The 14,132-nt window shown below is 42.1% G+C and carries 15 protein-coding genes; 10 read left to right on the top strand and 5 right to left on the bottom strand.

The window, feature by feature from the left end; translation table 11 throughout:
• Positions 1–11 precede the first annotated feature (11 nt).
• Both TVG_RS07680 and TVG_RS07675 read right to left on the bottom strand, forming a co-directional pair.
• Positions 12–974 carry a TIGR01177 family methyltransferase gene (locus TVG_RS07680; RefSeq protein WP_010917692.1) on the bottom strand — a complete coding sequence of 321 codons (963 nt, stop codon included), beginning with the start codon at positions 972–974 and terminating at the stop codon, positions 12–14.
• Positions 971–1,306: a DNA-directed RNA polymerase subunit L gene (locus TVG_RS07675; RefSeq protein ID WP_010917691.1), complete on the bottom strand. Its 336-nt coding sequence runs from the start codon at positions 1,304–1,306 to the stop codon at positions 971–973. Before TVG_RS07675 ends, TVG_RS07680 begins: the two co-directional genes overlap by 4 nt.
• A 281-nt stretch (positions 1,307–1,587) precedes the next feature.
• Between TVG_RS07675 and TVG_RS07670 the strand changes: the two genes are divergently transcribed.
• Genes TVG_RS07670 through TVG_RS07645 form a run of 6 tightly spaced genes read left to right on the top strand, consistent with a single transcriptional unit; the run spans position 1,588 to position 5,127 of the window.
• On the top strand, positions 1,588–2,001 hold the full coding sequence (locus TVG_RS07670) for a DsrE/DsrF/DrsH-like family protein (RefSeq protein WP_010917507.1): 414 nt from the start codon (positions 1,588–1,590) through the stop codon (positions 1,999–2,001).
• Between the two features lie 10 nt (positions 2,002–2,011).
• A complete protein-coding gene (locus TVG_RS07665; RefSeq protein WP_010917506.1) occupies positions 2,012–2,248 on the top strand; it encodes a sulfurtransferase TusA family protein in 237 nt (78 codons plus the stop codon).
• A gap of 5 nt (positions 2,249–2,253) precedes the next feature.
• Complete coding sequence (locus TVG_RS07660) at positions 2,254–3,390, top strand: NAD(P)/FAD-dependent oxidoreductase (RefSeq protein ID WP_010917690.1); 1,137 nt, start codon at positions 2,254–2,256, stop codon at positions 3,388–3,390.
• 10 nt (positions 3,391–3,400) lie between these two features.
• Positions 3,401–3,895, top strand: coding sequence for a DUF1641 domain-containing protein (locus TVG_RS07655; protein ID WP_010917689.1), 495 nt, complete (start codon positions 3,401–3,403; stop codon positions 3,893–3,895).
• Positions 3,896–3,925: 30 nt separating this feature from the next.
• Positions 3,926–4,387: an OsmC family protein gene (locus TVG_RS07650; RefSeq protein WP_010917688.1), complete on the top strand. Its 462-nt coding sequence runs from the start codon at positions 3,926–3,928 to the stop codon at positions 4,385–4,387.
• Positions 4,384–5,127 carry an ABC transporter ATP-binding protein gene (locus tag TVG_RS07645; RefSeq protein WP_010917687.1) on the top strand — a complete coding sequence of 248 codons (744 nt, stop codon included), beginning with the start codon at positions 4,384–4,386 and terminating at the stop codon, positions 5,125–5,127. Before TVG_RS07650 ends, TVG_RS07645 begins: the two co-directional genes overlap by 4 nt.
• Here TVG_RS07645 and TVG_RS07640 read toward each other — a convergent pair.
• Positions 5,111–5,602 (bottom strand): NTP transferase domain-containing protein, encoded by a 492-nt coding sequence (locus TVG_RS07640; protein ID WP_048054042.1) that lies wholly within the window; start codon positions 5,600–5,602, stop codon positions 5,111–5,113. The genes TVG_RS07645 and TVG_RS07640 overlap by 17 nt on opposite strands.
• Entirely contained in the window at positions 5,599–6,435 is an 837-nt protein-coding gene (locus TVG_RS07635) for an IS481-like element ISTvo3 family transposase (RefSeq protein WP_010917685.1), read from the bottom strand. The genes TVG_RS07640 and TVG_RS07635 overlap by 4 nt, the downstream gene beginning before the upstream one ends.
• A 132-nt stretch (positions 6,436–6,567) precedes the next feature.
• Here TVG_RS07635 and TVG_RS07630 point away from each other — a divergent pair, with 132 nt between their 5' ends.
• A complete protein-coding gene (locus tag TVG_RS07630; protein WP_010917684.1) occupies positions 6,568–7,296 on the top strand; it encodes a flagellin in 729 nt (242 codons plus the stop codon).
• Between the two features lie 105 nt (positions 7,297–7,401).
• Entirely contained in the window at positions 7,402–8,781 is a 1,380-nt protein-coding gene (locus TVG_RS07625; protein WP_010917683.1) for an MFS transporter, read from the top strand.
• 56 nt (positions 8,782–8,837) lie between these two features.
• Here the strand turns inward: TVG_RS07625 and TVG_RS07620 are convergent, their stop codons facing one another.
• Entirely contained in the window at positions 8,838–11,555 is a 2,718-nt protein-coding gene (locus TVG_RS07620; protein WP_162009552.1) for an ABC transporter substrate-binding protein, read from the bottom strand.
• A gap of 213 nt (positions 11,556–11,768) precedes the next feature.
• On the opposite strand from TVG_RS07620, the gene TVG_RS07615 reads away from it, so the two are divergent.
• Positions 11,769–13,184: an APC family permease gene (locus TVG_RS07615; protein ID WP_010917681.1), complete on the top strand. Its 1,416-nt coding sequence runs from the start codon at positions 11,769–11,771 to the stop codon at positions 13,182–13,184.
• A 185-nt stretch (positions 13,185–13,369) separates the two neighbouring features.
• Positions 13,370–13,987, top strand: a complete 618-nt coding sequence (locus TVG_RS07610; RefSeq protein ID WP_010917680.1) for a helix-turn-helix transcriptional regulator — start codon at positions 13,370–13,372, stop codon at positions 13,985–13,987.
• The last annotated feature ends 145 nt before the right edge of the window (positions 13,988–14,132 follow it).

Genomic DNA, 14,132 nt, shown 5'->3' with positions numbered 1-14,132 from the left:
ATTGAGATATACTATTTGATCTTGTTCCTTGCAGTTACGAAGTACCTAGTCAGTGATCTGTGCTGATAAACAGGGACTACGTAACGGACTTCAAAATACTTCTTTGCAATTTCCACATGTTCTTGCTGTGATACTGCGAATGCAGCATAGCCTCCTGGTTTAAGCATATCTGAGAACTTTTGGAAGGATACTTCATAGAGTTCAGTTATTTCGTCTGTGTGGTATGAATTTCTCCCGTAAGGCATGTCTGTAGCAATGCCGTCTACGCCTTCTAAGTCAAGTTCTCTTACATCTTTATTGTATACTCGAAAGTTTTCAACATGAAAATAGCTCAGGTTGGTTCTGGCGCCTACTGCCATAGCCAGAGATACGTCGTTGCCGACTACCCGTATACCCATCAGTGCTGCTTCTATAAGTATACCGCCTGTACCGCAGAATGGATCGAGTATTGTCTCGTTTTCCCTGACGTGTGCACAGTTTACAAGAAATCTAGCGTACTTTGGATGCATTGAAACTGGAGAGAAAAAAGGCCTCTTCGGTGCTTTCCTAATTTCAAAGGATTTTTTGTCCCTCTCATACATAATCATAGTGAGGTAGAACACTTTATGATGCACTACCCTAAGGACAAAGTTAGGATGGGTGAACGATATTCTGCCTTTTGCGTTTAATAGATCTCCTAAAGCAGCCTCGGAGACAGGCCAGTCCCTATCAATATCGCGGTATCTTATGTAAAAGAAGCCGTCTGGGATATCGATCTTGAGGTCTTCAGGTTTTTCGCCTTTAGATAGTATTAAGCCGACAGTGTTTACAAATGCTGCCCTTTCGATCCTCTTCCAATTCCCTGAAATTACCGCTATAAAATCGTCTATATACTCTATCTTGAAATCTTCATAGGTTTCCTGGATCGATAAAATCTCAACTTTCCTTGCATCATCCCTTTCAAGGCTAAGTTCAAGAAGGTATGTATCGCTCATTCAGTGGTTTTTATTATGTGGTTGCTTCGGTATTTTTCTATCTCCTTTTCTACCTGGGCGCCTAAATCTTCATAGAGCTTCGATAATTTCCTTATCGATCTCTTTATTGCGGCCTGCGGCTTTCCTGATTTTACCTTTACATATATTTGCGGATTATCTATGATCGGATGCTTTATATAATAACGAGCTTCTATTACCTGGTCGTCTTTGAGTATCTCTTCGACCAACGTTCGTAGGAGTGTATTATCGTAGTTTATCATTTCAACAATAATCGAGTCTTTTTCCTTTGAGACAACACGGAGGGAAGTCTCGTTTGTCCTCTCCCTTTGCATACACACGCATTATTTTTAACTATTTATTTTCTTGGTATCCCAATTTTAATTTAATGGGTCTTGTTGTGGCGTTGATAATCATATTTAGAGTGTATTCGTCGATAGTTTTACAATGATATTTTATAATCATTGTTTTTACGATTTTTTGTTCTATTATTATGTCGAAAACGCTCTTTTTTATTTTGAATACATACTATTCTTAACGATTATCAATATCTAATAAATGTTATAAATTATTGCCAAAGTTTTATTAATCTTTTTAGTATATCTTTTCGATAGTTATGTCAAAGACACTCTCCATTGTGCTCGCATCGGGCACGATAGACAAGATAGCAGCTGCAGGTGTTATAACGTCTGGAGCAGTCGCAAACGGCATCGATGTCAACATATTCGTCACATTCTGGGCGCTCATGAAGTTTAGGAAGAACGACAATACTGTGAACAAGCTCAGCTACGATGGCTCTGAGATAAGCGATCTCGTCCTGTCGAAGATGAATGAAAAGAAGATACAGAGCGGCATAGAGATGATAAGGAATGCAAAGGAGGTCGGAAACGTTCATGTCTACGGATGTGCGCTTATGGCCGATGTGATGGGCATATCCAAAGACGATCTGGATGATATGGTCGAGGACATAATAGGTGTAGGTGAGTTCGTATCAATGACGGAATCTTCTTACACTACGCTGTTTATATGAGGTGATAGCAATGGATGTAAAACCAGATAGGGTTATTGATGCAAGGGGCAGCTACTGCCCAGGTCCATTGATGGAGCTTATAAAGGCTTACAAGCAGGCCAAGGTTGGCGAAATCATATCCGTTTATTCTACGGATGCAGGCACAAAGAAGGATGCCCCTGCATGGATATCAAAGTCTGGGCAGGAGCTCGTTGGTGTATTCGACCGGAACGGCTACTACGAAATAGTCATGAAGAAGGTTAAGTGATGAGTATGGCATCAAAAGTACTCATAGTAGGAGATGGAGATGCCGGTACAATAATGGCAAATAAACTGAGGTTCCATACCGACATCAAGGACGTCGAGATAACTGTAGTAGGGAATTCGAAAGAACATTATTTCAAGCCGGACGGAGTGCACATATCATTCAGCATGATCGATTACAAGAGGAGCGTTAAGCCCACGGAGTTTCTCTTCAACTACGGAGTCAACTACGTACGCGATGAAGTCACTAGGATAGACGTAGCTGACAAGACTGTTTCTACAAAGAGCGGCAGAAACCTCGACTATGATTACCTTATAATAGCTACAGGCGACCGCTTTACGCCTGAGGATATCCCTGGATACGAAACAGACGCGAAGCACTTTTATGATCTTCCGCATGCCCTGGAGCTCCAGAAGGAGATAAAATCATTCAAAGGCGGGAAGATCGTGATTGGACAGGCCAGCATACCCATTATGTGCCCGCCTGCACCTTACGAATTTACCTTCCTGTTGGAGGAGTACCTGAACTTCCACGGGCTTAAAGACAAAACCGAGATTCACTACATATACCCACTCAACAGGGTATTCACCATACCCAACGTTTCGGACTTTGTAGCGAAGAGGATGGAGGAGCGCGGTATAATAACCCACACGTTATTCAATGTTGAATCCGTTGATCCTAAGAACAAAAAGATACAATCTCTTGAAGGAGAGAGCATAAACTATGATCTATTGGTACTTATACCTCCGCACAGAGGCCAGAAGGTAATAACTGATTCCGGACTTGCCGACGACAGCGGCTACATAGACGTCGACAAATACAAACTTAATTACAAAGACTACGACAATGTTTTTGCCATTGGGGATGCGACGAACCTTCCAGTATCAAAGGCCGGTGCAACGGCACACTTCCAGTCTATGTACCTGTCAAATAGGATAGCTTCTGAAACATCCGGAAATATTTATAACGAACTGTATGAAGGAGACGTTGCTTGTACAACTGTGACTGGATATGAGAAAGGAGTCACTCTCTATTTCAACTACAACAAGCCGCCGAAGGCCAAATTCGACAGCAAGCTTGACTACTTCTTGAAGTGGCAGTCTGCTGATACATTCTTCAGCAGCATGGTTAGGGGAGTTGCGTGAGGTGGTAAAAATGGTAGAACAAAAGCAGGAACAGCAAGCCCAGGTTCCCCAAGAAGATCAGGATGACCTGGAAGTGCTGCTGAATAAGGTAGTCGAAAACAAAGATACAATCGTTTCCCTGATGGATCTCCTTGAGAAAATGAAGGAGGCAGGGATTATCGATGTATTCATGAGTATAGCCAAGGACTACACTCCTACGGATGTGGAGTTCCTCGCAAAATTCTTCACTGAAAGGGAGCTTACAGAAGCTTTGCTGAAGGTAGGCAACTCTATGATGGGCCTGCTCTATGGGCTTGCAGGGGAGAGGACTTCAGACGTAATTAAGGCTGTGTCATTCAACCTGCAGGGAGTAACTGACGGATTGGTAGACGGCATCAAGAATCCACAGTCTTTCTCTGCTCTGAAGCTGATGGCACTGCTCAAGGACCCGGATATCTCGGCACTGATCACAGGCCTGGTTAACGCAGCCAAGGTTCTAGTTTCTTCCATCAAAAAAGTCCAATAATCTTTTATATTTTCAAATTTTATCGATACGATGCAAGTTTCTTTTGTCTATAAGGATGGAGAGGGTTTTGATTCAGACGATGGAAAGGAAACAGTAAAGATCACGTATTCTCAGGGCGGTGACCCAAATAGGCATTCGCCAACCGAACTGCTACTCCTTGCTATTGGCGGCTGTACCAGCGACGATGTGCTCTCTATCCTGCACAAGATGAGGCAGGATGTTAAATCCTACAGGTGTGTAGTGGAAGGGGAGAAGAGAAGCGAGCATCCCAGAATCTTGAAGTTCGCAAATGTTTCGTATATAATAAATGGTGATGTCGATCCAGATAAGGCGAGGCGGGCCATACACCTTTCGCTAAAGAAATATTGTTCGGTATCAATAATGGCTGAAAGGGGCGGTGTATCTGTTTCATACTCTCTGGTCTTGAACGGAAAGCCAATTGACGATCGCGTATCTGTAGAAGACATTGGAGAGCTAGAGGAAACGAAATGATAGAAGTTACTGGGCTTGAATACATCAGGAGAAACTTCAGCCTCAACGGTCTAAATTTTACCATAACAGAGGGCAGCATAAATGGGATAGGGGGGCTTAACGGCTCAGGCAAAACAACTCTCGTGAAGAATTTGTACGGCTTCCTCAAACCTGAAGGCGGTACAATACTTATAGACGGAAAATCAGTTGAAAGTATGCCTATAAAGGAGATAGCGTCAAAAGTATCCGTAGTACAGCAAGAACAGCCGATACCTATGAACTTTACAGTCAACGATGTAGTTTCGCTTTCCGGTTATAGCAGAAAAGATGCAAGTATTTCTGTAGATGAATGCCTTTCGCTGTGCGGAATACTGCAGCTCAAGAACAGAGAGTTCTCGACGCTGAGCGGCGGCGAAAAGAGAATTGTTATGTTCGCTGCTGCGCTTTACCAGAATACGAAATACGTCCTTCTTGATGAGCCCATGACTTTTTTGGACATAGACAAAACTGTAACGGTGATGTCGTTAATACGGCAAATGAAGCGGATGGGAAAGACCATAATCGTGGTGTCCCATGACATAAATTTCCTTTACAACTTCTGTGACTACGTTATATTGATGAAGAGCGGAGGCATTGCGGCCCAAGGAAAACCACAAGAGATATTTACACCAGATGTGCTGAAGCAGGTTTTTAACGTGGAATTCAACAGATACGAATCAGCAGAAGGAACACGTTTTTACCCAGTTATTGAATCTTCTTAAGGTCATCAATCGTATTCACGTTTACGACGCCATCATCAAAATCTATGTTGGTAAAATCGCCTTCCGGCTTCTTGAACAACGAAATGCCAATAGGATTTCCGTGCAGTGTAAACGTGATGATATCTTCTGTCCTTCCCATAGCCATATCCGTGAATTTTCTTAATATGGAGGGATCTTTAAAGTAAAGATCCGCTGAGAGGACTAAGATAGGATAGGTATTTATTGAATTTAAGGAAAAATTTAGGTCTATTACGTACCCTTCCCTATTTTTTGCAATAATGTTTACGCCAACGGTCCCAAGGAAATTTTTAATATTCACCATCGAAGGATCTATAGAAACGAAAATCTCATCACAAATATTTCTCGCTTCATCTATCAGCCGACCGATCAAAGGTTTTCCAGATGCCTTCACAAGGGCCTTTTCCGGCTCACCGAACCTTGTGCCAAGCCCGCCAGCCATTATTAGGCATTTCAATCTTCTCCTCTTTGCATCTCAAACTTTCTGATATATTCTTCGAATATCTGTCCTGGAGATGCTATCCTGTCTTCGAACCTTGTAACGGGCCTCTCATTGTACCAATGAACGAAATCATCTATGCTTTGAAAAGTCCATCTATATCTATCATAATTCTGCCAGAGTTTCGATAGTGACAGGTGTACCTTGGATCCGTTCTTATCCGTTACAACATCCTGTATACCTTTTCTCCTTATTCGATATGACACATAGCTGGTATTGTATATCAAGCTCAACACGCCGCTCCTTATCATAAGATGCTTAATCTTTACATTGCCCGTGTAGAGGTTATCGATAACTTTGCTCACGACATCGCTTGTGATCTTAAGTGATTCCGCATATGAAAGTATTTTTTTTGTCGTCATGTCTACGCAAAAAATTGCGTATGGATCGTTAAGGTTCTTTTGGTGGTAATCCATCAGCACGGTAGTAAGCGGTGGGTCCGCTTCTTTGCCGTTTATGATTAGTGCATCCGCTTTCATATGCACCATCCTCTTGAACTTCATATAGTTGTAGATCCTATAATAGGAGACGTTCATGCCCTTGCTCCTCAGAAGGTAGTATATAGTCCTCGATCCGATCTTGTACTTGTCCCAGAGTTCATCTATGAAACGTTTTTCGTCTTCTGTAAGTTCAGAGTCTTTTTCGCTATCTGGGCTAGCGCTTTCGTGAAGTATCTGCTGTATCCTCCTTGGTGTAACGTTAAACATTTTTGCAAGTTCAGACACCTTGTATCCCCTTTTCACACTATCAATTATGAACTTCCTATCCTCGCTGTTTAGCATTACTATCATAAATCCAACCGAAATCTAGATAAGCTGGTTTTTCGCACGATGTTATGTAGGAATCAGGGTATCAACAGGTGGGCTTCGTTAAATTTCGCAATCCAATCGTGAATCATTAAATACAGATCGATGAACATACATATGTATATAGTGAAGAAGATGCCCATACTAAAATTACTAAATAGCATAAAGAGAATATTCAAGACGGATGATTCGAAAGCCGAATCAGGTATAGGCGTATTAATCGTCTTTATCGCGATGATTTTAGTTGCTGCTGTTGCTGCGTCCGTGCTCATACACACAGCAGGGATCCTGCAGCAGAAAGCATCTAGCACCGGAACTACTACCATACAGCAGGTGTCGACCGGCGTTATTATAAATCAGATAATAGGCTATGACAATGCATCTCCGCCAGAGAGCGGTGGGATATCGTATCTCGCTATCTTCGTGTCAATAAGCTCTGGTGGTACGCCGGTCGACCTTGCCAACACAACCGTAACGCTTACAGTAGGAGGCGTTACGGCGGTATTAGTTTACAATTCAAGCGTATTTGCGGACATAGCGGGTTCAGGTTCAGCGAATCTGTTCTCGCTTCCAGTGTGGTCTGAACTTTCAGCGAAGAATAGGAATCCGACCAGCTTTGGAGTTATAGTTAACTTTGACCCATCACATTCACTTACCAGGCATTACCCTGTGCTGTCGGTTGGCGATTCAGCTGCCATAATAATTAACGTAACGAACACCTTTGGATCGAACATAACACAGGATTCAGTAGTCTCGGGGCAGGTAACGCCGGAAACAGGAACTCCGGCAATAATACAGTTCACTGCACCTACTTCATTTACGACTAAATCTATAGAGGTACAGTGAGATAGAAAAAGCACGGGCATCTTGTACACTCTTATTTTTTATTGCAAGCACGGAATAAACTTTAGAGGTAAAATATATATCTTTAGAGGCAATACCTAATTTATAATGATTCAAAATTACAACAGAAAATATTTTGTATTATCTATTACAACACTGGGATCCCTAATGGCGGCTATAGACTCGACTATAGTGTTCCTGGCTCTTCCTAGCATGGGGAGCTATTTCTCTGCAAATGTTTCCTCCCTATCCTGGATAGTGGTGTCTTACATATTATCGTCAACAGTATTTATGATACCCAGCAGTGACATAATGAGGAAGGTAGGAAAGAAGGCTTTATATTTGGCAGGCTTCCTTATATTTGGTTTTTCCTCTTTAATAATTGCTGTTTCGCCGACAATAATTATTGCAATAATATTCCGTTTTGTTGAAGGTATCGGTGCGGGTTTCCTAAGTGCAGTGGGTATACCAATCCTTTTGGATGCCTTTCCGCCTCAGGAAAGGGGGAAGGCAGTGGGAATAAATTCAATTTCTTGGGCCATAGGGACTTTGGTTGGCCCAGTATTAGGAGGATACCTTGTTCTCTACGATTGGCGATACGTGTTCCTTATAAACGTGCCCATAGGTGTGGTGGCATTCGCCCTTGGCTTAATAAGGATACCAAAGTACCAGAAGGAACGTGCAAAGAGATTTAATCCAATTCCGCTCTTAGGATTGAGTGCCTTCCTGATCCCCTTGACAATAGGCATATCTTTCATAAACTTCTATTACCTGGCTGCAGCTGCAATAATGTTTCCAATATTTATAATCACACAAAGAAGATCCTCAATCATACCTTCAGAGCTCTTGCATAACAAGAACTATGTTAGGATATCCATAGCTTCAACCCTCCAGGCTTTATCATTCTTTGGCGTCCTATACGCTCTAAGCATGTACCTTCAAATATCACTGCATTACAGCTCACTGACTGCTGCGCTTTTCCTCTTTACGTATCCGCTTGCATCTATGATTTCCAACCCGCTTAGCGGCATGCTCTACGACCGTACTGGGCGTGGCCCTCTTTTGCTGGGTGCAGGCTTGGTCATGCAGGCTTTTGGAATATTTATGGCTGCCTACACGATGAAGCTTATACCTGTCTACCTGTTCATAGCTGGATTCGGCGGGTCTATGTTTTGGGCCCCGTCTACAACAATGGTGGTAGATGCTGCTGGGCCAAAATTCAGAGGAATAGCAAACAGCTCATTGTTCACACTCAGGAACATGTCTCTGATAATTGGCATATCGATCTTTCCACTATTCGTTTCGGCCTTTTCCAGTGTAAAGTCTTCCTCTATTATAATAACTGCTTCGGGGATAAACCTATACAGCGCAACATCCTTCTATTTGATGATGGTAGCATCACTCTCGGTTTTGGCATTGATACCTCTTGTTTCCTATGCACGAACAAAGAAGACTGCAATTGCCCCTTCGAATGAAAATGTAGAGTAAAACGAGTGAATTCCGTGTAACTAATATAAAAATTATAATACTTTTTTTAATTAATTTTATGAGAAATAAAGATAGTTGAAAAGTAAATCGCCGCCACTTGCAAACATTACGTTTTCTTGATAGCGTGTTATAGCAGTTGAGTTAAGGTTCGGAGAGACCACCCAGAACCCGTTGACCTGTTGTACGTAAACCAATTCGGTCATGTTTACTAGCATTTCGTTCATCTTATGGTAGTAGTTTATCGCTATAGTTAAGTTAGTGGCCGAGAAAGCTTCTTCATAGTACGTCTCCATAAGTGTAACGTTTCTGTATTGGTTCATGTGTCCGGTAGTTAAGAAAGTCTGAGGTATGAATGAGTTTGATCCAGGTATAAATGTACCATTGGAAGGATATGCTAACGAGTATAAATAGTCTGATGGATACGGATAGTCTGGGAACCAAGTAGCAAGATATATCGGCATAGGATTCTGGCCGTTGACAAGAAAGCCTGAAAATTCACTGTCACTTACTGGTATAACTGGGAATGAAGCTCCTTGGATAATTTCTGAAAGGTATTGCCCCCAGAGTGTAGCTCCTGCCAGGTCTACGCTATCACCAGCAAATACGAATATTGGTATTACGAGCGGCTTGCCGTCAAATAAATATTTTCCACTACTTTCGGTAATACCGTACTTAGACAGGTTAACGTGAGACCAATACCTTGCTGCGATGGAAAGGCTAAAGTATGGCACTCCTGTAGTTGTATTGTTTAATTCACCTATTGATTGATAGCCCAACATGCCTTTTGCGAGCACACCGGCATACCTTTCGCCAAATGTAATGTTGTATATTGCATTGCCTACATCGTAGTCCAGGTACTGCTGGTATGGGTATGCATAGGCAAAGGCCCTCCTTGCGTTGAGGCTTGTGAAGAGATATTCAGGGACATTTGCACCGTGGTAATATATATCCAATATTGATGAGTTTATGTTGAAATTAAAAGCGTAATAATAGATCCCGAGCATATTAAATGGATAGACTTTCGCAATCCCTTGTTTTTCAAGTGATTCGACCTCGGACCAATAGGAGGTTGGTATCGATATTGCAGACGCGTGCTGCGATTTCATCGCAAGTACGCGTGTAGAAGTACTCGATATATATTCTATGATTATTTCCCCTATCTTTGGAGCTGGATACCATGGCCCAGGTGGGCTAAAGTATGGATTTTTAATTAGCACTATAGTACTGCTTGGAACTTGGTAAGCTATTTCGTACGGCCCGTCTGCAAAGACGTTATGCTCAACGTATTCATCGTAAGAACCAGCGTTCCCCTCAGTCTGATACTCTTTGAAACCCTCCGGTGACCAAGGTATCCCAGCACCATGCTCCTGTAGCCACTGCGGATCAAGTATTTCACCTCCTATAGCAGCGAATATATTGAATACAAGAACCGGGCTCAATGGTTCCTGGAAGTGGAACGTTATATTGTTAGTTGCATTATTTACAGTAATGTTCTGGGTTATGTTCCAGAACGTGTTAGAGGTATAATAGTTTCCAGGAAGCAGGTACTGGGCCCTTATCCATCCGGGAGTACTTGGCGATCCATCTACAAATAGCAGCGACCTGGCTATTGAATACTCAACATCCCATGCTGTTACAGGCTGCCCGTTCTGCCATGTAGCGTTAGACCTTATGTGGAAAGTGTAGTTTTCATAGGGCTTTATGTGAACTGTGTAGCTAATTCCCCATGGGGCGTGCACAGTGTAATTCTTGTAATTCGTATTTATGCCGCCGTTAGTTGTTGATGGGAGCTGAGAAGCGAGCTGCGGGACGAATGTAGTTGAAGATGATCCGTTCCATGTTACTAAGGTCTGAAGTGTATTTAGTGTTATCTGGTATCCGTTTACACCATAGTCTACATCCGGATCAAGCGAAGTTGGCCCTCCAACTGCAGCCGATAGATATACAAATACTGTTGAAGATTGCTCTATGGATGCCCTTGAAAATACGGCTATGTCGTAGAATACAGATGAAACTTGATAACTTCCAGATACAATGCCTGTGGTTGAATTAACCTTAGCTGTGTATGTATACAGGATCACAGGATACAGACCTGGTGAATTAAACGTAACGTTATAGTAATAGACCGGTTCCTCGTAAGCAGAAGCCGATGAATTCCACAGATAATTTATAGTAATAGGCTTAAATTGGCCGTAGGCTATATCAACGACCTGCTTTACTATCATGTACGAAGAGTTCATTGGTTCATTCTGGTAACCTGCAGCTATTGCAACATGAGAACCAGGTGAGAATATGGCTTCGCCTGGAACCTCGGGTTTTGATGACAGGGAGGTATTATAAGATATAACACCAAGGGATTCTCTGCTGTTTATGTAGGAAGGAGAGGGCAGTACAGTTACTTTTATCAAAGAATCTGTAGAAGAATAAATGTATCCGTCTGGGAAGTCTACTGTATAAAATACAAAGGCTATGCCAGGGCTTTCGTAAATGTGTTCGATTTTGACTATGTTGGATCCGTTATAGTCGATGGTGGATTCAGTGCCATCCCCGAAAAACACGTTGATTTTAGAAAAAGCGGTCGATGTTTTGATTGTAATATTAAACGGTGACCATACTTTAGCTTGGCTGGAGAACGAGGGAGAAGTTGCAGAGGCGCTGGCAGGTGCAGGATGATAGAAATCTAGCACGGCAAGTACGACAATAACTATAACAAGAGCTGTGATTAATGCGAAAAGTTTTTTTCTGCCTCCACTTTGCTGAGAATTGCCAATCATCTTAATCGTCGTGCGGAGTGTTATTACGTCTGAAAAATGTTGCGTTATTGCATTTGTCAAATTGTTCATAGCATGGGATGATTTATCATAGCATTCATTCTCGGCGCCATATTTAATGGCCTCATTGAAAGAACATTTTGATGCTACGTTGCAGCCAAGGATTAAATATGAAGTTAACTTTACTAAACTGAAGTTTATTTAACAGTGATAGAAATGAGGAACAACTCACACTTCAAAGAGAGCAAAATAGGCACGTTGAAGTCTAACGTACATGGCTTTGTTGACCTCTTCGCCCTCTCCACCTCAAGTGTGGCTCCAGCCTTCAGCATAGCAGCGTCCTATGGTGTAATAGCCATGTACCTTGGATTTCACTCTATTTCCGCAATAATTTTGGTTTTTCCTGTCTGGCTTGCCTCCTCCTTTATCTTTCGGAAGTTTAACAGGCTGTACCCGAACGCAGGTGCCTCCTACCACTGGGGAAATATTGCAGTATCAAAGGTTTATGGTTCCGGCCAGTCTTGGATAATAACGCTCGCATACCTGCTGTCGATTCCGCCAATCGTCATTCCGGCCGGTGAATACACCGGGGATCTGCTTTACAGCATTGGAGCCATACCTCAAACGGCTCTTTCAAACCCAGTTGAAATATTCTCATTAGGTACATTCTGGGTTTTTGTTACGCTTGTAGCATCGCTTTTAGGGGCAAGGCCAACCGCGAAACTCACAGAATTATTCTTGGCTGTTGAGGTATCCGTTATAGCCATGTTCGTAGTAATTGCAGTTATGTCTCTTCATGACAGCGTCGTTAACAGGCCGTCAATCAGTTGGTTCATACCGCCTATTGCCTCCAGAAATGAATACGTAAACCTTCTTTCTTCACTCCCCATAATAGCCACGGTTCTAGATGGATGGGAAATAGATTCGTACGCATCGGAGGAATCGGTTAACAGGGAGAGGTGGCCCGGAACGACAGGAGTAATCGGCCTCGTCCTAGTCTTTACGATATACGTTGTAACTATGACGCTGATGCAGTCAGAAGTCCCTATAAAGGTCCTTTCATCTAGCGTCGACCCTCTTTATGCGTGGGGCATGTTCGTGGCCCCAAAATATGCAATCGTAATGGATCTAGCTGTCATAGCTTCAACTGCAAGCTCTCTATGGCTGACGACCTATATTCTCAGCAGGGCCTGGTATGCTATGTCCAGAGAGGGCCTGCTGCCGTCTTATCTTGGATACCTAAGTAAAACAAGGCTTGTGCCCTACGTGGGGCTGATCCTAATATCCGCATTGGCCGAATTAGTTAATTTCCTTATGATATTCTCAAGATCCATAGAAGGCTTCTTCTCTGTGCTTCTTTCATTTTCAGGTGTATTTCTTATGGCTGAGTTCTCTATGGATTCACTTACCGGAATAGTGCTTTTTCTCAGGAATAAAGATCTTGAATTTCGCAAGCTTTACCTCATAGTCTCTGTCCTCACATTTGTTTCCTTCACAGCCATGATATGTTCTTGGGTATATTCTGAGCTCAGATATTCCGCCATTTTTATCTCTTTAGTGATGCCAGCCTTAGTGATTGCAATGTTAGAAAGAATGAAGGATCGGGGAAAGAGTTCAGTGCAAAATGCATGAGAATGAAATAGAACCCGTAAAACTCCTGCAATCAGTCCTAGCAACATCTATCAATATCTTTTTTCTGCGCAGTTTTTTCTCTATTATAATCATAAGTTTCTAAATTGCAGATTTTTATTAAATATTCTTATTTATAAAGTTTATAAACTACAAATCTATTAAATATGTTTTATCTATGATAAAAAATGTCAACTGAAAATGAGATAATTATCCTGCTAAAAAAAGATGGCCCAAAGCGACTCGACGAACTTGCTAAAGAGTTAGGCATTTCAAACATGGCCGTTTTAAGGCATATGGAGAAGTTGGAGGCAACTGGAGTGGTTGAACGCAGGACCTTCAAGGGAAAGCAGGGAAGGCCATATTTTAAGTTCTCAATTAAGGAAATAGGAGCATCACAAATAACTAACTCCGATGGAAAGATCCTATTGGACTTAATCTCATTCCTTTCAGAGAATGGACACGAAAAGATTCTTGACAATTTTCTTGAATGGCGGTATTCGCAGCAGATAATCGAGTATAGAAAACAGATGAGTGGAGAAGATAGTGATCAGAAGTTTCTTACGCTAGTAAAATTGAGGTATGATGACTGTTATTTCCCTGAGTATTCTGTGCGAGATGGCATTTACGAGATCACAGAATACAACTGCCCTATATTTCGGATAGCGCAGAAGGATGGATACGCTTGCGAACTTGAAAGAAAGCTTTTTGAAAACACTACTGGGTTTGACGTAGAATACACTCATAGGCAGGTTGATGGAGCATACTCCTGCAAATTCATTCTGAGGAAAAAGCCTTTTGACTAATATTACAGCCATGTATCTCTTTTCGTTTCAGACACCTCGCTTTGATGTTTGAATAATCCTTATATTTTCTGGCATACATTGATCAGTTACGATATTACAGATATGCTGATCTTGACATTAACGTAGTATTACAATGGTTATTGTA

The organism is Thermoplasma volcanium GSS1 (assembly GCF_000011185.1).
GTDB classification, from domain to species: Archaea; Thermoplasmatota; Thermoplasmata; order Thermoplasmatales; family Thermoplasmataceae; genus Thermoplasma; species Thermoplasma volcanium.
This window is presented reverse-complemented; position numbering and strand designations above follow the sequence as displayed.

Excerpts from the sequence above, each read along its gene's own strand:
- TVG_RS07655 (WP_010917689.1), top strand. The coding sequence starts at position 3,401 with ATGGTAGAACAAAAGCAGGAACAGCAAGCCCAGGTTCCCCAAGAAGAT.
- TVG_RS07670 (WP_010917507.1), top strand. The coding sequence starts at position 1,588 with ATGTCAAAGACACTCTCCATTGTGCTCGCATCGGGCACGATAGACAAG.
- TVG_RS07665 (WP_010917506.1), top strand. The coding sequence starts at position 2,012 with ATGGATGTAAAACCAGATAGGGTTATTGATGCAAGGGGCAGCTACTGC.
- TVG_RS07630 (WP_010917684.1), top strand. The coding sequence starts at position 6,568 with ATGTATATAGTGAAGAAGATGCCCATACTAAAATTACTAAATAGCATA.
- TVG_RS07660 (WP_010917690.1), top strand. The coding sequence starts at position 2,254 with ATGGCATCAAAAGTACTCATAGTAGGAGATGGAGATGCCGGTACAATA.
- TVG_RS07620 (WP_162009552.1), bottom strand. The coding sequence starts at position 11,555 with ATGATTGGCAATTCTCAGCAAAGTGGAGGCAGAAAAAAACTTTTCGCA.
- TVG_RS07675 (WP_010917691.1), bottom strand. The coding sequence starts at position 1,306 with ATGCAAAGGGAGAGGACAAACGAGACTTCCCTCCGTGTTGTCTCAAAG.
- TVG_RS07635 (WP_010917685.1), bottom strand. The coding sequence starts at position 6,435 with ATGATAGTAATGCTAAACAGCGAGGATAGGAAGTTCATAATTGATAGT.
- TVG_RS07625 (WP_010917683.1), top strand. The coding sequence starts at position 7,402 with ATGATTCAAAATTACAACAGAAAATATTTTGTATTATCTATTACAACA.
- TVG_RS07645 (WP_010917687.1), top strand. The coding sequence starts at position 4,384 with ATGATAGAAGTTACTGGGCTTGAATACATCAGGAGAAACTTCAGCCTC.
- TVG_RS07610 (WP_010917680.1), top strand. The coding sequence starts at position 13,370 with ATGTCAACTGAAAATGAGATAATTATCCTGCTAAAAAAAGATGGCCCA.
- TVG_RS07615 (WP_010917681.1), top strand. The coding sequence starts at position 11,769 with ATGAGGAACAACTCACACTTCAAAGAGAGCAAAATAGGCACGTTGAAG.
- TVG_RS07680 (WP_010917692.1), bottom strand. The coding sequence starts at position 974 with ATGAGCGATACATACCTTCTTGAACTTAGCCTTGAAAGGGATGATGCA.
- TVG_RS07650 (WP_010917688.1), top strand. The coding sequence starts at position 3,926 with ATGCAAGTTTCTTTTGTCTATAAGGATGGAGAGGGTTTTGATTCAGAC.